The organism is Bdellovibrio sp. ZFWA1 (assembly GCF_056175665.1).
Map to the genome: position 1 here is coordinate 503,564 of NZ_JBJKJH010000002.1, position 25,792 is coordinate 529,355.

The 25,792-nt window shown below is 44.3% G+C and carries 23 protein-coding genes; 7 read left to right on the top strand and 16 right to left on the bottom strand.

The window, feature by feature from the left end:
• Nucleotides 1-6: 6 nt before the first annotated feature.
• Nucleotides 7-2,223 (top strand): RelA/SpoT family protein, encoded by a 2,217-nt coding sequence (locus AC04MN_RS11885; protein WP_475383418.1) that lies wholly within the window; start codon nucleotides 7-9, stop codon nucleotides 2,221-2,223.
• Nucleotides 2,224-2,240: 17 nt separating this feature from the next.
• Here the strand turns inward: AC04MN_RS11885 and AC04MN_RS11890 are convergent, their stop codons facing one another.
• Nucleotides 2,241-3,326: a DUF3943 domain-containing protein gene (locus AC04MN_RS11890; RefSeq protein ID WP_475383419.1), complete on the bottom strand. Its 1,086-nt coding sequence runs from the start codon at nucleotides 3,324-3,326 to the stop codon at nucleotides 2,241-2,243.
• 281 nt (nucleotides 3,327-3,607) lie between these two features.
• On the opposite strand from AC04MN_RS11890, the gene AC04MN_RS11895 reads away from it, so the two are divergent.
• The gene (locus AC04MN_RS11895; RefSeq protein ID WP_475383420.1) at nucleotides 3,608-4,582 is read left to right on the top strand and encodes a hypothetical protein; all 975 of its coding nucleotides are present in this window, start codon (nucleotides 3,608-3,610) and stop codon (nucleotides 4,580-4,582) included.
• Here the strand turns inward: AC04MN_RS11895 and AC04MN_RS11900 are convergent.
• From AC04MN_RS11900 to AC04MN_RS11970, 15 genes are all read right to left on the bottom strand, one after another.
• On the bottom strand, nucleotides 4,547-5,440 hold the full coding sequence (locus AC04MN_RS11900; RefSeq protein WP_475383421.1) for a hypothetical protein: 894 nt from the start codon (nucleotides 5,438-5,440) through the stop codon (nucleotides 4,547-4,549). The genes AC04MN_RS11895 and AC04MN_RS11900 overlap by 36 nt on opposite strands.
• A complete protein-coding gene (locus tag AC04MN_RS11905) occupies nucleotides 5,424-5,867 on the bottom strand; it encodes a hypothetical protein (RefSeq protein ID WP_475383422.1) in 444 nt (147 codons plus the stop codon). The genes AC04MN_RS11900 and AC04MN_RS11905 overlap by 17 nt, the downstream gene beginning before the upstream one ends.
• 33 nt (nucleotides 5,868-5,900) lie before the next feature.
• Entirely contained in the window at nucleotides 5,901-6,332 is a 432-nt protein-coding gene (locus tag AC04MN_RS11910) for a single-stranded DNA-binding protein (protein ID WP_475383423.1), read from the bottom strand.
• Between the two features lie 175 nt (nucleotides 6,333-6,507).
• Nucleotides 6,508-7,473 carry a type II secretion system protein GspN gene (gene gspN / locus AC04MN_RS11915; RefSeq protein ID WP_475383424.1) on the bottom strand — a complete coding sequence of 322 codons (966 nt, stop codon included), beginning with the start codon at nucleotides 7,471-7,473 and terminating at the stop codon, nucleotides 6,508-6,510.
• An 11-nt stretch (nucleotides 7,474-7,484) separates the two neighbouring features.
• The gene (locus AC04MN_RS11920; protein WP_475383425.1) at nucleotides 7,485-8,129 is read right to left on the bottom strand and encodes a hypothetical protein; all 645 of its coding nucleotides are present in this window, start codon (nucleotides 8,127-8,129) and stop codon (nucleotides 7,485-7,487) included.
• A 14-nt stretch (nucleotides 8,130-8,143) separates the two neighbouring features.
• Nucleotides 8,144-9,814 (bottom strand): pilus assembly protein PilM, encoded by a 1,671-nt coding sequence (gene pilM, locus AC04MN_RS11925; RefSeq protein WP_475383426.1) that lies wholly within the window; start codon nucleotides 9,812-9,814, stop codon nucleotides 8,144-8,146.
• A 104-nt stretch (nucleotides 9,815-9,918) separates the two neighbouring features.
• The gene (locus AC04MN_RS11930) at nucleotides 9,919-11,250 is read right to left on the bottom strand and encodes a type II secretion system minor pseudopilin (protein ID WP_475383427.1); all 1,332 of its coding nucleotides are present in this window, start codon (nucleotides 11,248-11,250) and stop codon (nucleotides 9,919-9,921) included.
• On the bottom strand, nucleotides 11,240-12,106 hold the full coding sequence (locus AC04MN_RS11935) for a type II secretion system protein GspJ (protein WP_475383428.1): 867 nt from the start codon (nucleotides 12,104-12,106) through the stop codon (nucleotides 11,240-11,242). Before AC04MN_RS11935 ends, AC04MN_RS11930 begins: the two co-directional genes overlap by 11 nt.
• Nucleotides 12,106-12,639 (bottom strand): type II secretion system protein, encoded by a 534-nt coding sequence (locus AC04MN_RS11940; RefSeq protein WP_475383429.1) that lies wholly within the window; start codon nucleotides 12,637-12,639, stop codon nucleotides 12,106-12,108. The genes AC04MN_RS11935 and AC04MN_RS11940 overlap by 1 nt, the downstream gene beginning before the upstream one ends.
• A complete protein-coding gene (locus AC04MN_RS11945; protein ID WP_475383430.1) occupies nucleotides 12,639-13,223 on the bottom strand; it encodes a pilus assembly FimT family protein in 585 nt (194 codons plus the stop codon). The genes AC04MN_RS11940 and AC04MN_RS11945 overlap by 1 nt, the downstream gene beginning before the upstream one ends.
• 3 nt (nucleotides 13,224-13,226) lie before the next feature.
• Complete coding sequence (gspG, locus tag AC04MN_RS11950; protein ID WP_475383431.1) at nucleotides 13,227-13,646, bottom strand: type II secretion system major pseudopilin GspG; 420 nt, start codon at nucleotides 13,644-13,646, stop codon at nucleotides 13,227-13,229.
• Nucleotides 13,647-13,691: 45 nt separating this feature from the next.
• A complete protein-coding gene (locus AC04MN_RS11955; protein ID WP_475383432.1) occupies nucleotides 13,692-14,912 on the bottom strand; it encodes a type II secretion system F family protein in 1,221 nt (406 codons plus the stop codon).
• Nucleotides 14,913-14,915: 3 nt separating this feature from the next.
• On the bottom strand, nucleotides 14,916-16,607 hold the full coding sequence (gene gspE, locus AC04MN_RS11960) for a type II secretion system ATPase GspE (RefSeq protein ID WP_475383433.1): 1,692 nt from the start codon (nucleotides 16,605-16,607) through the stop codon (nucleotides 14,916-14,918).
• Nucleotides 16,608-16,639: 32 nt separating this feature from the next.
• Nucleotides 16,640-18,961: a type II secretion system secretin GspD gene (gene gspD, locus AC04MN_RS11965; RefSeq protein ID WP_475383434.1), complete on the bottom strand. Its 2,322-nt coding sequence runs from the start codon at nucleotides 18,959-18,961 to the stop codon at nucleotides 16,640-16,642.
• A 27-nt stretch (nucleotides 18,962-18,988) separates the two neighbouring features.
• Complete coding sequence (locus tag AC04MN_RS11970; protein ID WP_475383435.1) at nucleotides 18,989-19,897, bottom strand: PDZ domain-containing protein; 909 nt, start codon at nucleotides 19,895-19,897, stop codon at nucleotides 18,989-18,991.
• A 134-nt stretch (nucleotides 19,898-20,031) separates the two neighbouring features.
• Between AC04MN_RS11970 and AC04MN_RS11975 the strand changes: the two genes are divergently transcribed.
• From AC04MN_RS11975 to AC04MN_RS11995, 5 genes are all read left to right on the top strand, one after another.
• Nucleotides 20,032-20,595, top strand: a complete 564-nt coding sequence (locus AC04MN_RS11975) for a hypothetical protein (RefSeq protein ID WP_475383436.1) — start codon at nucleotides 20,032-20,034, stop codon at nucleotides 20,593-20,595.
• Nucleotides 20,596-20,725: 130 nt separating this feature from the next.
• Entirely contained in the window at nucleotides 20,726-21,169 is a 444-nt protein-coding gene (locus AC04MN_RS11980; RefSeq protein ID WP_475383437.1) for a hypothetical protein, read from the top strand.
• Between the two features lie 181 nt (nucleotides 21,170-21,350).
• Nucleotides 21,351-21,815, top strand: a complete 465-nt coding sequence (locus tag AC04MN_RS11985; protein ID WP_475383438.1) for a hypothetical protein — start codon at nucleotides 21,351-21,353, stop codon at nucleotides 21,813-21,815.
• Between the two features lie 364 nt (nucleotides 21,816-22,179).
• On the top strand, nucleotides 22,180-22,902 hold the full coding sequence (locus AC04MN_RS11990; RefSeq protein WP_475383439.1) for a hypothetical protein: 723 nt from the start codon (nucleotides 22,180-22,182) through the stop codon (nucleotides 22,900-22,902).
• A gap of 112 nt (nucleotides 22,903-23,014) precedes the next feature.
• On the top strand, nucleotides 23,015-25,780 hold the full coding sequence (locus AC04MN_RS11995; protein ID WP_475383440.1) for a hypothetical protein: 2,766 nt from the start codon (nucleotides 23,015-23,017) through the stop codon (nucleotides 25,778-25,780).
• Nucleotides 25,781-25,792: the final 12 nt, after the last annotated feature.

A 25,792-nucleotide genomic window follows, 5' to 3' on the forward strand; every position in this document is an offset into this window, starting at 1 on the left:
AGTTATATGTCAGCGACTCCGTTCATCGAAGAAAACACATCCTTGCAGCCCGTTCGCACCTTGGAAGACCTCCAGAATCGAATTTTGAAGTACCATCCAACGGCGGATCTGGCATTTATCGAAAAAGCGTATAAGTTTTCGGAGTCGGCACACGAAGGACAGTTTCGTCGAAGTGGCGAACCTTATTTTTCGCATCCACTTTCAGTTGCAGGTATTTTAGCAGATTTAAACATGGATCTGGATACCATTGCGACAGGGCTTTTGCATGATACGGTGGAAGACACTCATGCAACTCTTGAAGACATTCGCCGTGAGTTCGGTGACAGCGTAGCTCAGCTCGTTGACGGCGTGACTAAGATTTCTCAAATGAAATTTCGAAATTCCTTAGAAAAGCAGGGCGAGAATATTCGCAAAATGATCGTTGCCATGGGTAAGGATGTGCGAGTCATTTTAGTTAAGCTTGCCGATCGTTTGCACAATATGCGAACGCTTAATTTTATGCCCTTCGAGAAGCAAGAGAAAATTGCTTTAGAGACTTTAGAAATCTATTGTCCTTTGGCTGGACGCATGGGTATCAACACCTTGAAAATCGAGCTAGAAGATCTTTGTTTTCGATACTACCGACCAGACAAGTACTACGAAATGGTGCAAAAGGTTCGTAAAAGCGAGACTGAGACGAATCGGTACATTGGTGATGTCATTAGCATGATTCAACGAGAGCTATCAAAGGCGCACTTTAGCGGTGAGGTTTACGGCCGGGCTAAGCACTTGTGGTCGATCTATCGTAAGATGACCAGTCGGAATATTGATTACGAACAGATTCACGATGTTCTGGCTTTTCGGGTGATCATGAGTTCCGTCGGAGAATGCTACGCAGCCTTGGGATTGGTTCACTCTTTGTGGAAACCAATTCCGGGCCGTTTTAAAGACTTCATCGCAATGCCAAAGGCAAACAACTATCAGTCTTTACACACGACCGTTGTGGGGCCTGGTGGCGATCGCATTGAAATTCAAATTAGAACAAAAGACATGCACCAAATTGCCGAGCGCGGTATCGCCGCCCATTGGAAGTACAAAGAGCGCGGTAAAGTTGTGGATAGTGATTTGCAAGATGCCAACTGGCTGCGAGATTTAGTGAATTTGCATCAGCAGGTTCGCAATGCAGACGAGTTTTTAGATACTATCAAGACGGATCTTTTTGAAACTGAAATCTATGTCTTTACGCCGAATGGGGATGTTAAAGAGTTTCCAGAGGGAGCAACGCCGATCGATTTTGCTTATAGTGTTCATACCCAGCTAGGGCATACATGTGTAGGCGCACGTGTGAATGGCAAGATGGTGCCGATTAAGTATCAACTTCAAAATGGCGATACAGTAGAGATTGTCACTTCGAAGACGCAGAATCCATCTAAAGACTGGTTGAAGTTTGCAGTTACCAACAAGGCGCGCACTAAAATTCGGGCTTGGGTGAAAGAAGAGCAGCGTAAACGAGCAATTGCCTTGGGTAAAGACTTGGTGGAAAAAGAGTTCCGCAAGTTTGGAATGGCAGCCAATAAATATCTTAAAGGCGAACTGTTCGAAGACTTTGTGAAAGCCGAAGGCGTTCATGGTTTGGATGAACTTTATATCAAAATTGGATACGGGAAGCTTGAGACTCGTCACTTGGTGACGAAATTAGTCCCTGAAAATGTCGCGAAGAATGAAGCCAAGTCTGATGATGTCAGCTTCATGGAGAAAATTGCTAAAGCTGCGGTCGTAAAGAGCCGCAAGAGCAATTCGTTGATTAGCGTGGATGGGATGGATGACGTATTAGTGCACTATGCTCGCTGCTGCAATCCGATCCCGGGTGATCCTATCACCGGTTTCATTAGTCGCGGACGCGGCATCACGATTCACCGATCTGATTGTAGTAAAGCTTTTGAATTCGACTCGGAAAGAAAAGTCGATGTTGCTTGGAACGTTAAAACGGCTGAAACGGGGCAAGAGCGCACGGTTAAAGTCAAAGTTATCGCTCATGATATTCCCGGGCTTTTAAAGTCAATGTCAGAAGTTTTTGCGGTTCAGATGATCAACATTCAATCGGTGCAGATCCGTACGACAAAAGATAAAAAAGCCGTCTGCCACTTCGAAGTCAGTGTTCGAGATGCTAGCCATTTAAACAATGCGATTTTTGAGTTGCAAAAAATCAAAGGCATCATCGGTGTAAGCCGAGTGACTCAGTAATTACTAATATTCTAATACTAGAACTTAAACTCAATCTTTATTCCGATTCCAGAGTCGTTACAAGTTCTGGGGTCTTCTAGTGGGCTCACGCCATCGCAGCGTTTGGTTCGTGTTGTAATTGAGATTCGCGAATCTTTAATGACCTTAGAACCCATCATGCGATTGATTTGATTCGAAAGACTGCCAGCAGGGTTTAGTAAAACCATAATGAAAGAACCTAGTCGCCGAGAGCCCATGACGGTGCCCCCTTGGTTTTCGATTTTTTTCTCTAGCTGATAAAAAACTTCACCTAACAGGGATCCTAAAATTGGAGTAATAAATAGGTCCTGAATCGATGGTTTTTCCGCAAAAGCTTCGATGCCATACTCCCAAAAGAATGTAGACATGATCACTGAATATCCAAAAGACTCCATTTTGGACATCCCTAAATTCCGAGCAACTTGGTAGTAAGCGGCCCCAGAAATAGGATGGCCGATATAGTTCACAGCCCAATCATCTTTATCCATGACGGGTCCATTGCGAACATTGTCTTTGTACTTTGCAAAGACACTTTCTGAATCCTTTGATTTATCCCACTTGGTGATGCTTGAAGGCATCAATAAAAGAAGCCCAGCAAAGCCCGCGGCTGCAATAGTCAGGTTGCGTGTTTCGGTAAAAACATTCCGTTCGGTACTGGTTAACTTAGAGATATCTAGTTCACGTTCGTATTGAACTCGGTCCACTTTTTCGTAAATAGTGACAGAGTTGTAGGGGGATTGGTTGGCAGAGGCCGTACAAAGAGATCCCTCTGAATTACTGGTTTCTTTCACTCCCGAGTTATGTATTTGACGTTCGATTTCTTTGCATCGATTTTGATCGCGGGTGTCGACGACCAATACTCTGGCGCGAAGAATCTCGGTGCTTGTATCGGTAAGCGCATTGCGCCCATCGCTTGAGCGGGTGTATCTGTAAAGAGGATTCGAATTTCTATAGGCCTCGTCAATGATGGCTTTTTGTCGCTGCTCTTTTTGCCATTCAGTCAGTTCTTCTTCGGTAGCAAAACCAAAATTTGGCACGAAGAACAATGCAGACAGAAATAGACTTAACGATTTTTTAAGCATCATAAGAACCTCGCCGGGGATCAGATAAATATATCAGATGTTTGAGGTGGCTGATGGTGCTTTAAGAAGTTCGTGTAGGAAGGAAAGGCTTGTCAAAAATGTAGACAGTTGTGTGACTACGGGCAGAGCGGATTTCCTTTGTAAGACTTTTCGAAAAATCCAGACAAAAAGTGGCATCTGATTATTCGGTTTGCGGTATTAATCAGGGTAGCAGTTTTGGCGCTGGTCTTTGAATAGCATAGACCTTAGGGCTCTAAGAAGTGTCCCTGAAAGACGAGGCTGATGTGAAAATCACAATAAAGCATATGCTATTCGGAGTAGGACTTTTGATGAGCTTTCCGTTGACGACACTAGGGCAAAGCGTCGTGGGTGATTGCGATCTACCGACGAAGGCTTTGGAGAAGGTTCTCTTTCTTCGGATGCAAGCTGACTGCGATTTTGCTCGTGAGACAACAGCTATTTTACAACGAATTGAAGGCTTCACTCCCAGATTGCCGAGGGTGTCTCTGGTTATTCGGGAAAAATCGACCAATGCCAGCTTCGACAATGGCGTTTTAATCTGGATGCCTAAAGTCTTCGAAATTCCTCAGAAGGATGGTTCGGTGGCCTATGCCACGACTCAGGGCCTGCAAACGGCTTTGGCTCATGAGTATGGTCATGCCATTTTGAACGAGGCTATAAAAGAGCACTTGGATGTAGAGTGGGGCTCGGTCTTTAGCTCTTTAATGGATATTTCCCTGATTTCTTACGATAACTTAGTCGCTAATCAAAGTTCAATGGCCATTCGCCGTGCCGGAGGGCAGCTCGGTGCAAACGAAGAGTTTATGTCTATGATGGCATTGATGCCTTCTTATAGCGAGCTTTATGCCGATGTGGTGGCGATCTTTGCCAATGCTGGAAACTTAAAGGCCATGCAGCAGGCAATCTATTTGGAAGAAGGGGGCGGTCATCGCCATCGAGATTTTTCTAGTATGCCAAGCTCGGCCGCAATCGCGGCGGAAAAAGATCCGCATACAAGCCTGTCTATGACTCGTTATTATTTAGGGACAATTATTCCGCAAATGCAAACGGACGAACAAAAAAGAAGTTTTTTACTTTTGTTGGAAGCGGCGATTGTCGAATCGTTGAAAGAGGATTACTTGAATCCTTTTGATTTAAATAAGGCTCGGGTTGAAGTCGTTGAAAGATTGAATCAACGACTTATCCAAAAAATTCAAGGCAAGCTAGAAGTTCCAGGCGTAACCCGCCCTCAAAGTTAAAATATTAGCTGTCACGGTAGAGGTCGGTGGATAAAGATGATATTCGAGTGAAACAGGAATATAGTTTTTTCGATTTAGTTGCCAATCGAAGCCGCCGGCAGCTGTAATGACCTGATTTGTAGATGGGGGTTTGATTACGTTGCTTGTTGAGGACATTTTCAGCAAGAAACCACCGCCGCCGCCAACCCATGGGCGAAATTGATTTTGACTAATGTAATAACGAAGCTGTCCATAGAATGAAAGGTAGCTGATGTTTACTTTGCAATTTGGATCTGTGTTGCCATCACAAAGCTGTCCTGATGCTGATCCTTTCACGGAAAACATATCGTAAGATCCCGTGATATTTAGCGCTAAGTTATCTGTCACAACTTGGTTGTAAAAGCCTCCGATTCCGAAGTTACTGCCTTTCATGTTGGTGGTGCCTGCAGATCCTGAAACAGAGTATTTGGCATTCATCGAAGCCATCAAATATGAACCAACGACGCCCCAGCTGGATCCTAGTTTCTTTTGAAAGCCTTTTTGTGATTTGGGAGTTTCGTCTTTGTCTTCATTATCCATCGATATTTTTTTAGATCGAGCTTCTTTGGGAAGGAGGCCCTGCTCAAGTTCAGGATTTCCTTTTTTGACTTCGGCAACGGCTTTGCCGTTTTTCAATTGTTTGATAACGACTAAGGCTTTCTTTTTTCCGGTGAGGTTATCTATGAGGTAGAACTCTTGATCAATATCAGCATCTTCACCCTCTAGATCAATCAGGACTTTGCTTCCTTTGATTTGCTTGACCGTAGCGGCTTCTGCGTAAGCGGTCGTTATAAACGTCAAAAGGAGTGCGAACGTGAAATGCTTAGATATCTTGTGCATTTGGTTTCCTTGAGTTTTGTGTACTTAATTGAAAGTTCACAAGTTCATTTATAAATTGATCCAGATTCACTTCCTGACTTGGTAAGATGTAGTCACAGAATTGAAATGCGACGTCGGTATATTGGATTTTAGAGCGAATTAAGATTTGCTCAGAGGTCAGACGTCGTTGCCAAAGTTCAAGATTTTCATCGGCATACAGTAAGCTGTCTGTCGATTGAACTAACGGATTTAAAGATAGATCACGATAAATTATTTGCTGGCTATTAAGACTTTGGCAGCCACGAAGATAAAGTGAAAGGGAGCCATTTTGAGGAGTATCGGATTCAAACTTCTTGCGACCTTCCGACGAATAGAGTCCGCAACTGATCAAGTTGATTGAAAGCAGGCCGGGGAATAAAAAAGATAGAGTTCGCTTTTTGAATAGCATGGCACCCTTATTATAAAGGGTGCCGTGCTTTTATTAGAACGGGATTTCGTCGTTTGAGTTAAAACTAGGCTCAGGCCCAAAATCTTGGAAGTTGAAATCATCATTAGATGACGAAGAAGTGCGAGTTGTAGACTCTCCAGAAGCTCCTAAAAACTGAACTGTGTTTGCTACGATATCCGTGGCATAACGTTTTTGTCCGTTTTGGTCTTCCCACGAGCGAGTTTGCAATTTACCTTCGATATAGACCTGGCGACCTTTTGAGAGGTGCTTACCGCAGATTTCAGCAAGTTTGCCCCAAACTGTGATATTGTGCCATTCGGTCTTTTCTTGTCTTTGACCATCTTTAACCCAAGTTTCACTTGTAGCAACAGTTAGGCGAGCCACATTCTGGCCGTTTGCGATTGCCTTTACTTCAGGATCTTTTCCTAGGCGACCAATTAAGATGACTTTATTTACTCCAGACATGTTCCCTCCAATAATTAATTAACATAATCTTTTTTTGTCATTATCAGGGGCTTGTCAATAAAGAAGAACCCCCTCTGAAACTCTCCAGAAGGGGTGCTGCAAATTTAAGCACAATTGATGTTAAAACTAATTGAAGGGGCTTAAAAAGCCCATCCGAGTCTCGATTTTTATTGAATTATCGCACAGCATTTATGCTTGGCGGCATTTGAGTGCTGGCTGCGCTGACTTTAAATTTATAGTTTGCACCTGCAGCAGTATCACGTTTGTAGGTGTTAATGAAAGCCAAAAAGAGACCGGCTTTTTCTTGGAAAGCGGGCTTCGCAGTTAAATCAAGTTCTAGGTTGTAGGCGCCCATTTGCGGAGCCGGAGAGCCCCCCATATTTTGAATACGCAAATCGATCGAACCTTTGATGCTGCCCGAAAGCTCGTCAGATGAGGCTCCAAGGCTGCCATTTTCAATAATAAATTTTCCTGCCGACAGACGCCCCTTTAGTTCGACTTTGCTTAATTTCAGATCTGGTAAGGTTAAAGGGCCCATCATGGTGTTGATATTCGACGGTGGCATTTCAAATTTCTGAATATTTAGTTTGATATCAACTTCTGGCTGTTCTTGAAAACTAATGTCCACGAGCATCGAGCTGTCTAGATTTAACTGTCCTTTAAGAACCATCGGAAGAGACGCCAAACTGCGAATGTCTTGCAAGCTCATGCGATCCGCTTTGATCTCGACTTGTTGGCGTTCTAGCCCATTTTCTGTTTTCGCACCCTTTGAAACATGAACATTTAAATCTCCACCAAGAAGGCCTTTGGCTTTGATGTGGCCATAAGGCTTTTGGGCGGCGATGCCGGTGACGGACGGGGTGATTGTGAGCTCTTTAATTGAAAGGCCGGCGATTTTATTTGTCTCGACAAAGACCCGCTCCAGCTTCATTCCTGGAGTCGGAAAGAAGCTTAGCTTCATATTTTCAAGAGCTAAAAAAACCGAATTACCAGAAAGTTTGGCAACTTGAGTAGAAATAAGGTCTGCGAGGTCTCCGAAGGGAAATAGCAGAGCTACAAAGATTATAGCTGACAGAATCATGATAAAGAACTTGGACTTGTGCTTGAATAATCCTGCTATAGCGTTTCGAATTGCATCCATGTTTATTCGTCCTAGTTTGATTCTTCTGGTGGAGCTGGAGGAGCCATTTCTGGTACTGCCAGAGCAACGAGTTTATAGGTCACATCCATGTAGCGGCCATCACTTTTGTTGGCCTGGATAATGACATCCTTTAGTTTAACGCTACTGTTGATACTCTGAAGCTGATAGCCCAGATCGACAACCTGCTTTAGATTCAGCTTTGCTAGTTTCACCTCGAGGGCACCGCTAGAAAGACTTTCTGGTATAAGTTTAGAATCAGTTTCAACTGAACTGACCCCAAGTTTTTGCTCGGGTAAAAGTTGGGCATTAGTCAGCTGAGTTTCTACCATGCCTCGCAGAAGATCTACGCTAGGGGCGGGGGTGATATTTGGAACTGATTGAGACTCGCGCACAGTCTTTAGAAGATCACGAATGACTTGGCGTTTGGCCAAGAATTCATCTTCATATTCTTGTGAGGTCGAGTAATATGAATATGGAAATGAAAGAACAACCAATGCGATCAAGCTGATGCCACCGATCAAGGTGATTTTTTGCATTGATGGCGACATGTTCTCGTAGCGGTCCATCAATCTGTTGTAGGTCGAACTTTCTTGAACCTTGTCCAGAATTTGGCGGCTCTCTGTTTGAATGCGATCTTTTAAGTCTTCAAAATTCATAATTCGCCCTCTGCTTATTGATTCTTTTTAGTGATTTCACGGTCGACTTCGAAGCCAAATGCAAAAGCAGTTCGGTCCGTCATTGCGCCAAGGCTAGATTTTTGATTGGTAACTTTTCCAGATACTGAAAGATTGGTTAAAGCCTGTTGTAGCAATGTCATCTCTTTAGGGGATTTAACATAGCCTTCAATAAAGACTCGAGAGTCCTCGATAGCTAAGTTCTTTACCTCCAAATTAATGGCCCCTTTAGCTGGTGCAGCTGTGGAAATTTTATTTAAAATATCCATTGCCGAGTTCATTGAGGTAAGGCCCTCAAGATTTCTTAGTTCAGTGGCGATTCTCTTTTTTTCTTTAATAAATTTTTTGATGGCAGCTTCGTTGGCCTTTTTTCCCTTGAGGCCGGCGCTTTGTTTAGCTTGGTCCTTCAGGGCATCTGTGGTGCGATCGGCAAGGCTTAGCGCCACGGATTCACGAAGCAAAGTGTACGCAAACAGAACGACAATCACGCCACCTAAAACCTTCAACGATGGCGTCCAGCGATCCATGAAGTTTTTAAAATTATGATTTTCGATTGCGAACTCGCCACGTAAAAAATTAAGAGCCGGATTGCGTGGTTTTTTTATGCCCTCTAAAGCCAACCCGAGAGCGATACCCATGAAGGCCTCATTCATGGCATTCTTTTCAACGAAGGAGTTTGGAAAGCGTGATAAAGTTTCGAGTTTGTTTACTGGGATTTCAAGCATCTGAGTTAAGAATGCACCCAGGTTGATAACTTGAGAAGCTCCGCCTGTGATTTGAGCTTCGACAATCGTTGCATTGTGCTCTGCTTTTAATTCCAGTAGGGTTAACTGAAGATCACGAACCATTTCGCGCACTGAAGACGAGATGGTATCTGAAAAACTAACTTGATCGAATGAAGCACCTTGTTTGGTGGTAAGAATGAAGGCTTTATTTTCAACTTCACGAGCGGCTTCGATATGAGGGATTGAATACTTTTTTGCAACAGCATCGACGATATTTTTTCCACCCCAAAGAATCGACCGAACAGCAATCAATTGTTGGCCGTCATAAGCAGTTACGATTGTGCGCTGATGGCCCATATTTAAAACAAGGCGAATATTTTTTGCAGGCTTTTCTTCAACTTCACCAATTAATGAGTGAGGAGCAGCAGCGATGGTTGGAATTTCCCCCCAGCCCTCGGTAAGATTTGCTAGGGCAATGCCTTCTTCTGATAAAATTCCCGGAGAAAAACCACAATCTGAAGCTAATTGAAGGGCATTTTGTATATGATGTTTAGGGGCCGCGCAGGCAATTGTTTCTGCTCCGGCTCCAACAAACTTAATTATTTTAGCATCAAAGATTGCGTTGTCTGTCGAAAAAGGAATGTCTTCTTCTAGCTCGAAAGGGAGTGATTTTAGAATCTTTATACGTTCGTTAAAGGGAAAGAATTTAGAACGAAGTGCTACGCGGTCCGAGCGAAGCGCAATGCAGAATTTAGTAGAACTATTGTCGTAGCGTCCAACCAGTTCGCGCAAAAATTCGATAGCTTCGATATTGTGGTCAGCCTGCGCATTTTGGCTGAACTTGTGCTGATAAAATGCCGAGACATTCAGTCCTTTAGAGCCACTGTTTAATTCCACGACTTTGATAGAATGTGAACCTATATCGATACCAACGGACTTCATGGATTTGGTTCCTCCTGAACTTAACTAAGTATCCAATTTATATTGGGAAAAGCCAAGAACGGTGCATGGAAATAAAAAAGGCCAGACAAGAGTCCGGCCTCTGATTATTTTTCGTTCCACCAGACAATTCTGGGAGGGCCTTTGGGAATGGTGGGTTTTCGTTTTTGGCTTTGGGATTGTTTGGCGGGACTAGTGGGTCTTGCCCCGAATGAGTCCGAGGAACCCGAAAACCCTGAAGATCCCGAGCCTTGCTGGGCTTCCTTTTCTTCTTTTTTAACTTGCTCTGCTACTTTTATGGCGATGCGATCGATATCCATAACGATGGCCGTGATTTCGCGAGCCGCGCCTGCGAACTCTCCGCTTGAACGAATTTTAAAGTTCGTGATGGCGTCAAAAACTAACGGAATTTGCGAAACATCTCCTTCGATGCGTGCACCTTTTGTTTGTGCATAATTCCAAAAGTCTTCCGCGTTTTGATAAGGTCCTCCCAAATTTTGATCTGTGCGACGCTTGATCAGCTCGTCGACGACTTCCGATGTAAGTCCAGGATCTAAAGAGAGAATAACTTCTTTGGGTGCTAAATTGGGATTGATGCCCTTCATTCCATAAATCGTAATTCTTGGTTCTAAGAGTTCGTACAAATCATCGGTCATCAAGGGGATAAAACGAAGCTCGGCTAAGCTGCGAAAGGCGCGGTTCGGTGGGAACATTTCGGATTGGGCTTCGGAATTGATTTCGGCAAAGGCCGATTTTTTATCTCCGCCGCCAGCGCTTTCAACGTTTTCACTGATGAAATCAGAAATTTGATTAATCAAAGCTTCAAAGTTGGTGGCCCCGTACTTTCGATCAAACTCTTCGTCTTGCTTTCGTTGAGTTTCGAAAATATTCATTAACTGCTTTTTGGCATTTTGGCGGATGACTTTGGATTTAGAAGCTAGATCGTTCAAGTCAATTTTGGAGCCTTCATCCTCGATCGTGGTCATGAATGCCGCATCCATAAAGGCATCTTTGACAGTGGACTTCATCGTGTCTTTATCGACGGCATTGAGTTCGTCGGGAATTGGTAATGGCCAAGCAAACGGGAAGCGCCAAATTTCGTCAAGCATTGCCGAATTTGAACCTAACTGCTCCCCAAACTGAGACGATATTTTTTGGAAAATTTTAATTCTAAGCAGTGCTACATCTAGTCCGGATTTTGCGGCATAGTAGGCCTTAATGCGATTAAGATTCTGGGAGTTAACGGTGTATTCTACGTTAGATTCGTACGAAAGCTCCATTGCTAGCCACATGATGAGCATGAGTGCCGCAATCGCAATCATCATAGCGATTCCCGAGGCATTTTTTAAAGGTTTGTGCCACCAGCTAAAGCGACGAAGGCGATGCCAGGCCGCCTTTTCTTTTTCCCATTGATTACGTAAAATATTTTTAATTTCCAAAACCACCCCCTAGTGAATTTGGGATGCCACTTGGTGGAGTTGTGGACGTGCCACCTGACGATTTTTCGATATTGTTAGGAAAGTGCAGGGGAGCCACTATCTGCATTGAGTACTTTTTTGATTTGCCTTTAACTTCCTTTTCAAGGGTTAAAGAAATTTCCACAGCGTCTGGGAAGCGATCTTTGGTTGTGCCGTCTGCGCCTTTTCCGCTTTTCCAGTCATTCACCCAGTCTTGCTTGCCTTTGCCGAGATAGCGTAATTTAAACTCCGAAATATTTTCCAAAAGAACGACTTCTTGGCCGCCCCGAGTAACGTCGTCGTCAACGTAAGGGGTGCTTCTACGCCATAGACATTTACTTGAAGCGCGATCGTTACTGAGGCTTTTACAGTCTTTCAGTTCGTATCCGACTTCAATAAAATCAGCCTGTCGCGAGTTTCGTACAGTGCGGGCGTTGTTCATTGTCGCAAAATTGATTTTTTCATTTTCACCCATGAAGTGAGTCGATGGGTCCATGCGCGGTGCCTTGGGTGCCGCATAAGGGTTCACTGGTGCCGGGGGCGTGGGTAAAGCGGTAGAACCTGGAGCTTGTTGTGGCTTTTTGTATTTTTCAATCAACGTATTCATCTCTAGCTCGATATCATTATAGTGATAAGCTAAATTGATATCGCGCTCTAGTAGCTTTAAAGCATCTCGCATCCGGGAAACGTCATCCATTTGATCTTGAATTTTAAGCTTATTTTTTATGGCTTGTTGTACGCTTTGGGCGGTCAGCAGCGTGAGTGCACTAAGAATCGCGAGCGTAATAAGAACTTCTATGAGAGTAAATCCATCGTTTTTTTGGGGGGAACTTCGCATTACGGCCCTCCAACAGCCGAGGCGGGAAGGCCGGGCATTGGGATTTCTTTGTTAAAATCAACGAAGTATCGAGTTGCCGAGAATTGAAGATTCTTACCGTTTTTATTTTTATGAATAATAGTGACCCGGACTTCTTTGATGCTCTTTGAAAGATGTTCAGATAGCTGACGTATGATATTGATCATCATTTCATTGGCTCCGCCATCTTTTGCCGTCAAGCTGGCTGAAAGATCTGGGACTTTGAACTCTTGTGATTCAAGTTTCCAAGAGTACTGGGGGTAGTCGCTGCCGAAGTCATCACTTTTTTCTTCAGGAATTGATTCCAGGGGTTTGTCGCGATACTCGGCTTCGACCTCGACCATTTTTCGCTCTAATAGAGCAGTGACTTCCGAGTTCAATTGAGTTTTGCGGATACGCATGAAGGAGCCGCTCCATGCATTAGATAACAACAGGATGCCCGTTGAAAGGATGATCATCGCTAAAAGAGTTTCTAGCAAAGTAAAACCGAATTTGTTTTTCAGGGTTTTATTCATTAGCGTTGCAAATCTTTGAGAGATCTTGCTTCCTCCACTATATCAGCCTGCCCTGTTAAAGGGTTTATGACAAGTGTCCAAGTTTGATTTTTTGCGTTAGTGATTTGAATAACTGAAGCCTCAACGAAGCCCTCTGGAGAATAGTAAATATAGGCCATTCCGGCGGTGATTGGGGTCTTCATATTTATTGTTTCGATGTGTGAAAAGCGCAGGTCGCTGGGGAGGCTAGTTTCTTTGATTACAGACTGATCCGGCTGGAAGACGGGGGGTTTTTTAGTTTCCGGATCTTCGTTTTTTTCTTTTTCGGCTTCTTCGTTAGGGTCGATTAATTTCGCACCCGAAGCTCGCTCCACCCAAAATGACGAGCTTTTATCTTCGATTTTGAAGGCAATGCGGTAGGTTGAGTTCACAAGTCGCGCTCGGTTGCGAGTCTCTTTGGAGAGCACCATGAGTTTGCGGGCGACGCTTTTCATGGTGCCTTGCTTTGGGATTAATCGAGGGGCGCCTAGAGTGATGATGCCTGCAAGAATTGCAAGGACGATCAAAATCTCGATTAGAGTGAAGCCCCTCTTGTTTACAAGCATGAATTACTTTTCTAGCTCTTCAGAAGAAATATCCGCATTGTAGCCAGATCCACCCTCACGACCGTCTTTTCCATGACTGATGATAGTGAATGTCTGACCATCAAGTTCGTAGATATAAGGATTGCCCCATGGATCACGTAACTGACTTTCTTTAGCGTAGGGTTCTGGGCCCCAGTTTGAGCAAGCAGCGTCTTGCTTTGTTAAACCGTCTAAAGAAGCGGGGTATTTGCCGCAATCTGTGTAATACATATTGATTGAGTTCATAAGTTGACCCATACCAATTTTCACTTCACGTACTTTTGATTTATCAAGCCCACCAGTTACACGTGGAAGTAACAACGCCATGATAGATCCTAGAATTGCAAGTACGATCATGATTTCAATCAAGGTCATACCGCGACGATTTTTTATAGAGCGAAACATAATAACTCCTTGTCTCTGCTTTTTAATGACGTCTTTGAATTTATCTCAACCTGCAAGGTTTGTCATTTCAAACATCGGTACCATGACCGCAAACACAATTGCTGCGATAGCCATACCCATAATAACGGTGACGACAGGCCCCATAAGTCCAGTGAGTCCATCAAGTTTGTTTTTTACTTGGAAGTCATAAGCATCCGACACTTGCATGAGCATATTTTCCAGTTCGCCTGTTTTTTCACCAATATTGACCATGTGAATCACGATCGGGGGGAATTGCCCTGATTTCTTAAGAGGTCCTGCGATGGATTCACCTTCAGAGATATTTAGTCGGGCTTCATCGATTGCTTTTGCAATGACGCGATTGTCGACGACATTACGAACAATATCTAAGGCTGCAAGCATCGGCACGCCGCCGTTTAACAAAGTTGCTAAAGTTCGCGTGAAGCGAGAGACCGCAACCATTTGCACGACCGGACCAGCAATTGGCAATTTCAAAGAAATGCCATCCCATTGCTCCGCGCCAGCTTCTGTGGACTTCCAATTTCTAAATATTACGTAGCCGATTAATGTAATACCTGTGGGGATATACCAGTAGTTTACCATGAATTGGGATAAATCAATCAGGATGACGGTGTACCAGGGTAATACCAATTGAGGATTGGATTCGAAGATAGCCGTCATTTTTGGAATTAAAAATGTAAATAGGAAACCCATAAGTGCGGTCGTTACAACAAGCATAATTATGGGATAAGTCATTGCACTTTTGACTTTCGAGCGAAGCTCTGCCTGGGCCTCCAAGAATTCGGCAAGTCGAAGTAAGATGATATCGAGGGCTCCCGACAACTCACCGGCCTCGACCATACAAATATAGATTGTGGAAAAGATATCAGGATATTTACCCAGCGCCTTAGCAAATGTACTTCCCTCGTTGACCATATTCTTGCAATCAGCGATCACTTCGGAAAGGGTAGGGTTTTCGACCTGTTCAGATACGGCCATCAAGGCGTCAACCAACGGAATGTTTGCTTTGATTAATGTAGCTAACTGCCTTGTCATCAAGGACATTTCTTGTACGGAAACGGGTTTTGTTCGGCGAGGGCCTTTTTCAGATTTTTTGGCGCTGCCTTTTTTCTTATCCTTAATATCAACAACAAAGACATTATCCTTTTTTAAACGCATGCGAGCAGCGCGCAGGTTTTCTGCGTCGATCACTCCTTTAACATTGCGTCCATCTCGGGTAAGGCCTTTGTATTCATAAATAGGCATATATTAAATATCCAATTGAGTATTTGATAAAAGTTCTTCTATCGACGTGATACCTGCAAGGACTTTTTGAACGCCGTGATCCCGGAAAGTTTTAAGTCCTTGAGCAATCGCGGTTTTCTTAATTGTATTACCGTCTGCTCGGCGAAGAATGAGTGAGCGAATATCGTCGTTAACAGTTAAAAGCTCTTGGATGTTTGTTCGTCCCGTGTAGCCTTTTTGATTGCAGTGCTCACATCCCATCGGACGGCAAATATTGGCACGAGCCGCTTGTTCTTTAGATATACCTAACAAGCCCATTTCAAAATCAGAGGGCGTGTGAGGAGCTTTGCAGTGCGGGCAAAGCACTCGCACAAGTCGTTGTGCGACTACGCCTAAAACGGAAGTTGCAATTAGAAAAGGCTCGACACCAAAATCCAAAAGACGGGGAAAGGCCCCCGCCGCATCGTTGGTGTGAAGAGTGCTTAAAACTAAGTGACCGGTCAACGAGGCCTGGATGGCAAGTTCGGCCGTTTCTAAGTCCCGGATTTCTCCGACCATGATAACATCGGGATCTTGACGAAGGAACGAGCGCAGTCCGGCCGCGAAAGTGAGTCCAATCTTTGCGTTTGTTTGTACCTGTCCGATGCCATGAATTCGTTGTTCAACGGGATCTTCGACGGTTAAAATGTTGACATCAGGTTTGTTGATTTTGGAAAGACAGCCATAAAGTGTTGTTGATTTACCCGATCCAGTTGGGCCAGTAACTAAAACGATGCCGTAAGATCGACTTAACAGGTCATCCATTTTTTCAAGATTATCTGCAGAAAAACCCATTTGTTCTAGCTCTAGAACAACATTCGATTTGTTTTGTAGACGCATAACCAGCCGCTCGCCAAAGACGCTGGGAACAGTGGATAGACGGATATCAATATCTTTTCCCCCCACCTTAAGTGGAATACGTCCATCCTGAGGAAGTCGTTTTTCTGCGATGTTTAAGTTTGCCATAACTTTGATACGAGAGGTGATGGCATTCTGAAGCTTTTTAGGTGGTTTATAGACGTCGAACAGCACCCCATCGATTCGAAAACGGACTGACATTTCTTTTTCAAAACATTCGATGTGGATATCTGATGCTTTTTCTTTAACGGCGCGGAATAGTAACGAGTTAACCAGTTTGATAACCGGCGCATCGTCCTCGTCGGCCTCAAGAAGATCAACGATAGGGTCGTCCAAATCATAATCTTCGTCGTCGATTTCATCCAATCCAGAAAGGTTCGATGTTGATTTTTCATAGACCCGATTGATGGCATCTTGAATTTTTGCGGAAGTGGTGACCAGCGGACGAATTTTTTTACCAAAAAGCACCTTCATGTCGTCCAGGGCTTTTAGATTTAGGGGATTTGAAGTCAAAACCGTCAAAGCATCTGGTTCGTCCTTGTAGGGGAGAACTGCATTTTGTTTTGCATAGTTGATCGGCAAATCGCGAACAAGGTCTGCTGATATATCAGCAACAGGGATGTCGCGAATGAATTCAAGTCCAAGCTCTTTACAAAGGTCGCCAACAAGTTCTTCGGCCGACGAGTAGTCTTTTGCTGAAAGGGCTTCAGCAACTGAAACAGGGCGGACCATAGAGGTGTTGTTCAAAATTGAGCGAAGTTGATCTTCGCTCAAAGAAGTTGCTTTTGAAAGGACGGTTTGAATATCTAAATTTGCCACTCGTTTATTCCCTTAAACCTTCGGTTTTAGAGTTACTCGTTTTTATTGTCGTCGTTTGGAAGAAGGCCCGCTTTTTTCGAGATAGCTTCCATGCGCTTTCCATAAGGATCGCGTCCGCCGTTGGACTTAATAAAGTCTAAACGCTCGTCCAGTTTTTTTCCAATGATTCCATTTGAATCTGCAGGATTACGGATGATTCTTGGGGTCAAGAATACGAGCATATTTACTTTCTCTTTGATGGTTCCCTTTGATTTGAATAGCCATCCGATGACGGGGATGTCGCCCAATAAAGGAACTTTCGAGACACTTTCGGTTTCTTGTTCTTTAATTAGACCACCCAGAACCGCCGTGTCGCCATTTCTTACGACAATATTAGTTTTAATAGAGCGGGTTGCCAGAGGTTGAGTTGTGTCTTTAAGAGCCTTAGGAACTGGCACGTTTGAAAGTTGTTTTACGCTTTGTTTGATTTCCATCCGAACAGCATCAGACTCTTTGCTAATAAAAGGTTTGATTGTCATTTTGATGGTTGCGTCTTCAAAAGTTGGGGTAAACGTGGTTTGACCGGTAGCTGCTTGGCTCGCAGTTGTACCTGTTGCCACCTTATCACCCACTTCAATTTCCGCTTCTTCGTTATCCAATGCTGTCACTTGTGGGGTAGATAAGATATTGGCTTTTTTCACGGTTTTTACAAAATTGATGAAGCCAATCAGGTTTGGAATTTTAACTGCTTTTCCAGATGTTGGATCGGTAACTTCTACCACTTTATTATCAGCAAATCCAAGAATCGCACCAGCTCCAGCTGTTGGCGAAAGCATGTCGTTAAGGTTGACGCCCCCGTTGAAGCCGACCTTACCGTAGCCGGATTCTCCGTACTTATAGTATCCAGCAGAGTAGTCATTGGCGTCGTTGGCTGACATTTCCATTAGAATTGCCTCAACAAATACCTGATCACGAGGAATATCGATTCTAGAAAGTAGATTTAGAACAACATCATAATCTTGTTTGCTCGCCGTGATGACTAAGCTGTTTGTATTTTTGTCGGCAACAATTTTAACGTCCCCGCCAAATACAGCCTGAGAAGCCTGCATTTGCCCAGAGGGGCCAAATGGCGACAGAAGGCTGCCAGTTCCCGAGCTTGAAGGTTTTGGCGCAGCGTCTTTTGCGACACCGCTTAAAGTTTGGGAAATTTTTTCGGCTTCACCGTGTTTAACGTAATACACGAAGACGCCACCGGATTCTTCAAGAGGGATTCTGAAATCCAGTTGGGCAATCAATTTTTTGATTCGAGCTATTCCAGGTTTATTGCCAATAGCGATAATTGAATTGGTGCGATCGTCGGGAATTGCCATAAAGTAAGAGCTTCCCTGTTGTCCCGAAGCAGAAGTGCTACGGGAAAAACGGGGAACGCCAGCAGAGAATGTCCCAGCGCCGCTTCGATTGCCAGAGCTGTTGTCGCCTTTGTTTACGATTTTACTAACAAGCTCGGAAAGATCTTTTGCTTTAGCGTACTTAATAGGGATGACTTCAAGTTGTTCTTCAAATCCTGGAACATCTAATTGATTGATAATTTTCATCACGCGATCAATGTTCGAACCGTAGTCCGATAGGATGATCGAATTTGTTGGTGAATAAACGCTCATCTCGCCATCTTTAGATGGTAGAATTCGCAGGTCTCGGTTTACTTGCTCTGCGGAAATATGTTTTAAGTGAATGATCCGTGTGATCATTTGATCCGAGTTTGGATAATAGGCGCCTGAATAAGTTTCAATACTATCCCGTTGAGCATTTCGAGCTGATTTGATTTTCCAGAATGCTCCAGAGGGCACAACGGTAAAACCATTAATAGCAAGGGCCGATAAAAAGGCATTGTAGGCTTCGGCTACCGTGATTTTAGAGGGTGCAATGATTGAAATCTTGCCGCGAACACCAGGATCGACGATAAAGTTTTTTCCTGTCAGTTCGCCAATGGCTTTTGCAAGTTCGGTGATTTCCACATTTGGAAAATCGAAGGACTCGATAGTCTCGGGGAAGTTTTGTGAGTTGATATCTTCGGGTCCCGATTTAGCAAATTTTTGTTGTTGAGCTTTACTAAGAACCGAAGAAGATGTGCCGCTTTTTGCGCCAAAACCTGTCCCGCCACCACTTGGTGAAGTATTGCTAAAACCCGATGAGCTAGAGCCAAAATCTGGTGGAGGAGGCGGAGGAGGCGCATTGAAACCATCACCTTCTTCCATTCCAAAATCTGGCATTGGGGGAGGCGGTGGTGGAAAATCATCCGTTTGGGCAACGGCAATTTGCGCGGTCATGAGAGAAGCCAATCCTAGGCTTAGGCTCTTTTTTTTGCGGGATTTCATTTCAATTCCTCCTGAATAATCAAGAAACTACTGAATGTTGTAATTCAGAGTTTCCTTCTTGCCGTTGCGTTCAATTTGAATAGTTATTTTTGTTTCTTGCTTAAGGGCATTGTAGAGTTCCATCGCCTTAGCTGGAGAGTCTACGGAAGTGCCATTGACGTTTTGAATGACGTCCATTCTTTGAAGGCCAAGTTGTTCGTAAATTGAACCCGGCTGCATATCCAAAAGACGGAAGCCGTTGATTTCTCCGGTTCCAGGAACGCGGTTGGGGACTGCTCGGGCTTGCATTAAAACAGACGGTAAATCGTTCGTGTATTTGAGGACGTCAGCTCTTTTAAGGGTGAAATTGTTATCGCCCATTTTAAGAACTTCTTTTCCGGCGGTAGCAGCTCCTGAAAGTCCGAAAGCCACTTTTCCGTCGCGTTTCATTTCGATATATTCGAGGTTGCCGCTATTGAGATTGCGGAAGATTACTTTGTGACGTTCGATGGACTCTATGGTGGCCATGTTTTCGATTTCACGTCCAACAACAACTGAGATGACCATGTTTTTACTTTTAAGCTCTATGGCAGCAATAGATTTTGTCGGGTTCGAGTGCACCATCGTGCCCACCAAGTTTAGCGGAAGTGATGAAGGAACCGGTGGTAAATCCTTTTTCTCACTTCCTTGTCCTTCTGCGCGGAGTTGTTCTGGAATGACGCCGTCGAGGGCAAAAAGATTGCGGTTGGTGATCGTATTATAATTTCCTCGCGGAGCTGAGGTTAGATTTAGATTTTTTGGCGGACGGGCCGGAGGTGCGCCGGCTGGCAGTAGAAGATCCCGATAGGAAAGGATTGCGATGTCTGCCACGCAGTAACCAATGAAGACAAATAAGACGTAGGGATACCATTTTTCTAATGGTGGTCTTTTGACTTTACTATCTTTTGTATTGCTCACTGTTGTGTATCCTCGGTTGCTGCCTATTTATGTTCACTTTAGTATGGCATAGGCCTTTTCCGAAGTGGACTAGACCATGGGCTGGAATTTTTAAAAAAAGATCACAAATCTAATAACTTGGTTATGATAAGAATATGCGAATTCTCTACTTCACGGACGGAGCAGGAATCGATCTCTTAAGTATTCGTAACTCTTTGTTGCGGGTGCCTGAAGTTCTTACTTCTCTGCGCGAAACACAAAAGAATGTTCGATATGTCGACTTGATGACTGTGATGAGTCTAGAGGAGGTCGAATTTAAGAGCATACCACAGGCGCTAAGAAGCTTGTTGATCAATGCCTGTCAAAAAGGCTTGCATCAGCGTTGGGTTAATCGGGGGCATGTTTCTGATATGATTCTTCGGCGAATCAATTACCGTGATTTTAATGATTTGAAGGCGGACATTCTTGGATGTCTTGCTCAGAAATTGAATAACCCCTCTTTGGATATGTCGCGAGTTCAGCTTATCCATTTTTTAAAATCGGTTGAAATTACCATTATTGGTCCTGGTTACGACGAAATTGAAATTTGGCTGCGCCGAGAAGTTGCATCCACGGCGGATCTTAAGCTTTTAGTCAAAGATGTTATTGATTCCGATCCTGCCTTGGATTGGTTTTGGCCTCAGGTTCGGGAAACCGTTCAAAATCAAATATTTGCTTAGCTGTTTGCCTTGAAATGAGACAGCTTTTCTCTGGTCCTGATTCTTTTGTAAAAAACCTGTTTAAATCCCTTGAGAATATCTCATAAATATCCGATTAGAAGCTCACATCGGTTCTTTTCGGAGGGGTTCAATGTCGTTTTTTTATCAAAAGACAGCGTTGGCGCTGATCTGCTTGGGTTTGTTTTGCGGACAGCTTTCAGCGTGGGCCTCGCCGAATTCGTTAACTTATCAAGGTAGAATTTTAAAAGCAGATGGGCAGGGGCTCGAGTACAGTAGCGTAAGCTTTTTATTCGAAATTACTTCTGAAGATGGTGCCTGTGTTCTTTATCGAGAACAAAAAGATGGTGTTAATTTAGCAAATTCTAAAGGGGTGTTTGACGTTTCTATTGGCACCGGAACGCGTCTTTTTCCCGATGCCGGTGCCAATCCTACCTATAAGCTTGCCGATTCCTTTGTAAACGGAGTTGTACATAACTGTTCTGGCTCTGGCATCTGGAGTTCTAGCATAGATTCCTTTAGAAAATTAAAAGTGCAGTTTAACGACGGAGTTGGAATTATTCAGCAATTTCGGTAGATAAAATTAAAGGAGTCGCAGTTGCGGGGCCAGGGCCAACAACAGGGCAAGTGCTAAAATTTGATGGCTCAAATTGGGTGGCTGCGAATCCCACGGCCGGCACTGTGACATCTGTGGGTATGACGGTTCCCTCGATATTGTCGGTAAGCGGGGCCCGGTGACGGGAAGTGGGACTTTAAGTGTGTCGTTAAGTTCTCAGGTTGCAAATACGGTTTTTGCTGCGCCTCATGGAGCCGCAGGCACCCCAAGTTTCGGAACTTTAAAAATTAATGATATCTTTTCAACAATTGGTGGTCAGAGTTTTTTGAACACGGTGCCATCTTGTAGTGCTGGCACAGCATTAATTTATGTCAGCGCGACGGATAGAATTGAGTGCTCGGCGGTGACTGCGGCATGGGCGAATATCACAGGGAAGCCCACGACTCTGGCTGGGTATGGAATTACGGATGGGGTCACGAGTGTCAGCAGTGCAAACTCTTATATAACGGTGACGAACGGAGCATCGACGCCGATAATAACGGCCAATATTGGAACCGTCGCAAACACTTTAGCTGCTGGAAACGATGCGCGCTTTACCGACTCAAGAACGCCGGCTGGATCTGCGGGAGGAGACTTAGGGGGGGAGTTACCCTATTCCTTCGGTTAATAAAATTAGAGGTTTTAATGTAGCGTCAACGACACCTTTAGATGGGCAGGTTTATCGATTTAATAATAGCACGACGCAGTTTGAACCCGTTTATTTTGGTATCGATGATTTACGGACTGCTGCGGGAGCAAGTCAGTTCTCTGCAAGTTGTGCGTCTTCTCAGACTTTAACTTGGTCTGCAGTCAAGGATGCTAATACTTGTGCAAATATCGCCAACTTAGACGCATCGGTCATCGCTACAGGAACCATTGCCTCTGCAAGGCTTCCGGCTTCGGCGACCTATTGGTCTGCCGCAACCGGTGGTACTAATTTTTCTGGTGGGAATGTCGGCGTTGGTACTGCGACTCCTGGACAAAAGTTGTCGGTGAATGGCGTGATAGAGTCCACAAGTGGTGGATTTAAGTTTCCAGATGGATCAACTCAGACGACAGCGGCTGTGGCTGGGGCGGGCTATACTCAGTTGACTCCTCAGACTGTAGAGCCCTTTACGTGTGATGCGAGTAATGACGGCACATTGGCTTTGACTAATACTCTTGCTATTGGGGGAAATACTTCCCTGGGACCCGCTAATTCTTATTGGGATGGAACTGCATCAAGCAGTACTTTAATGACGGCTTATTCGGTGCCAGGCTTTTCATTCACAATTGCTCAGAGCGCGGCCATAATAAAACATTTAAAGTTTGCGAGAATTATGTTTGAGAGTTCGGTCAAAGGCAAAAACGTTTACTTATCAGCCAGCACAAATTCTTCGTTTGCTGCTAAGAAAGCAGCGCTCACTCCTTGGACTAAGGAGAGTGGCTTATTAAACAACTTAGAGTGGAATGGAAGTGATCGAGACGGATACACCTACTCGGACTATCTTTTGGGTGTAAAGGATCCAACTTGGACATCAGCCTACGGTGATACATTCGGAACTTGGAGCATCGGAGCAAATGTGTGGGCTATGTCAGGTACTTATCCGATAAACATTGCCTATCAAAATGGGACATCAACAGGAATGTCTGTTGTATCGCCAACAGCTGTGACAATAGCAGCTACGGGGCATCGAGATTCAACCGACTCTACGTTGGCGATTTGGTTTAAATGATGCTGATTGTGAATATTGATTACATTCATTGTAGATCATTCTTTTTTTTGTATAGTATTTGCTCAAAAAGGCCGATTAGTTAAAGGAAGATTGTTTGGTTTTGGGAGGGCGCATGCTTCAGAAAAATAACTGGATAAATAGTCTATTTATCCTTGTCTTTCTGACTGTATTTTCGCCGTCGTTTATTTGGGCTTCTCCTGCCAGTTTAACCTATCAAGGCAGAATATTAAAATCAGATGGTCAGGGACTGGAATATAATAACGTCAGCTTCATTTTTGAAATTACTTCTGAAGATGGTTCTTGCGTTATCTATCGTGAGCAAAAAGACGGTGTTAATTTAAGTAATTCTAAGGGTGTTTTTGATGTTCCGATTGGTCTGGGGACGCGCCTTTTTCCGGGAGTTGCCGGGAATCCTAGCTATAAACTTTCAGATTCATTCGTCAACGGCATTTCCCATCCCTGCGCTGGCTCCGGGAGTTGGAACTCCTCTGTGGATTCCTATCGCAAACTTAAAGTGCAGTTCCATGATGGTGTCGGTTGGCGTTTGATATCTCCGGATAATATCATTCGTTCTGTCCCTTTCGCGCTGACCTCGTTGTCTACTACTCGCTTAGGAGATAAAACAATTAATGATTTTGTATTAAAGTCGAATGTGCCAGTTAGTTCATGCAGCGCTGGGCAGGTTGTGTTTTGGGATGGTATGAATTTTTCGTGTGTCACTGACGCCGGGGGGTCTGGAGTGATCTCTGATGTTCTTGCTGGATCAGGCATTGGTGTATCAGGAACATCTTCAAAAACTGTGTCGGTATTGTTTGGAACCACGGCGGGGACGGTGGCAGCGGGTAACGACTCTCGTTTATCAGATGGGCGATCTCCGGTGGGTTCCGCGGCTGGTGATCTTGGTGGTTCTTATCCAAATCCTTCGGTGAATAAAATTCGTGGCTTTACAGTGGCCTCAACAACTCCTTCAGAGGGGCAGGTTTATCGCTATAACAGCAGTAATACGCAGTTCGAGCCTGTGTACTTTGGCGTGGACGATTTGCGAACCTCACTAGGGGCAAGTCAATTTTCGTCGAATTGCTCTTCGTCTCAGACTTTAACTTGGTCTGCAGTTACGGATGCCTTTTCCTGTGTGAATATTAGTTTGCCCGTTAGTCAATTGACCGGAGTTCTGGGGATAGCAAGCGGGGGAACAAATAATTCCTCTTTAGATGTTTCAGCTGGCGGTGTGATTTATACTGATGGTTCGAAGCTGGTGAATGTCGGTGCCGGAAGTGCTGGCCAGGTATTGACCAGCAACGGGGCTGGTGCACCTACGTGGAGTGTGCCTTCGGCATCGGATTCGACGAAGTTACCATTACTTGGTGGAACGATGACAGGAACCATGATCGCTGCAGTTGGAAATGCAGCTGTCCCTGGTGTGGGAATTGGCGCCAATTCCTTAGGCTTATTTAGTCCGGGTACAAACATATTAGGTTTTTCAACTTCTGGTACAGAGCGAATGCGTATCGATGCGTTGGGAAATGTTGGAATTGGAGCAACCAGTCCTTCTGCGGTTTTGGATATTTCAAGGACGGGAGTTAAGTCATCGTTGAAAGTGAGTTCAGGTGCTAACTCGCTAGAGTTAGGAGTCGCTAGCGCGGCCAATGAATTTTATCTCAATTCTGTGGCTGGCGAATCAGTTCTTAAATACAATTCAAAATTCAATCTTTCAAATGGATCCAATTCTATTTTAAGCGCGACAACCGGCGGAGAGGTGATGGTTGGAAACTCGTTTGGAACCTCTTCGGCTGCTTCTACCTTCCAGGTGAATAAATACTATAACGGATCTAGTGGAAGTATATCGATGTCTGCGGCGGATATTAGTTTAATAACTAGCCCTAGCGCCTCTACGACATTGCAGTCTTCAGCGCTGAAGTCGTCCTTCACTTTGCTTGGTGCAAACAATTTAATTTCTAGCTCTAGTGCCATACGCGGACAGTTTAGTAATCAAGGATCCGGGGTTGTCTCTGGAATAGCGATGGGCGTCCAGGGGGTTACCTCTGGAAATGCAAATTCTGGGAACTACACGGGTACCGCCGCTGGTGTGGTGGGATCAGTCACTGGATCTTTTGGTGCAAACCTTCCAGCGATAAATAATGCGGTTGGATTGCGAGGAGAATTAAATCTATCTGGAAATGGTACTGGGGGGACGACGGTCACTAATTTTTTTGGAGTTGATATAAGGTCCTCGATGGGAACATCCGATTTAGTAACTAATTGGCATGGAATAAAGGTTTTTGCGCCTTCCGGGGGGACAATTACAAACAAGTACGCAATTGTGACCGAGCCGTCAGCTGGGAACGTGGGGATTGGAACTGCAGCCCCGACAGCAAGGCTTGATGTTGCTGGTGAAGTGAAATTTGGTAATACATCCTCGGTTTGTGATGCGACAAGCGAGGGTCAGCAACGTTACAATAGTTCGACTAAAAAAATGGAGTTTTGTAATGGTACTTCGTGGGCGGCCATAGGATCGACTGGAATTGGCAGCCCTTCGTTTGATACCGGATGGATCGCCGTTGCTCAGAACTGTCAAACGTACACTTATTCTTCTACGGGTCTATCTGGTTTACCGAAGTTAATGTCGGGCTATTTTAAAAAATCCACTGGAGAAATTTTTCCATGGGGAATAAATCAGTATGGAGATTCGGCTCAAGCGAATGGTCCATTAATTGATTATGACGAATCTAATGGGAATATTTATATTCGGCTTCCGTGCGGAAACGCCAATGGTAATAATGTTCTTCATGTGGGATCTTATCGAGATAGAACGAACACGACGAATGAAACTATATTCAACCAAACATCCGTTCAGTTTCGGGTGATGGTATGGCAGTAGAGATTTTCCCTT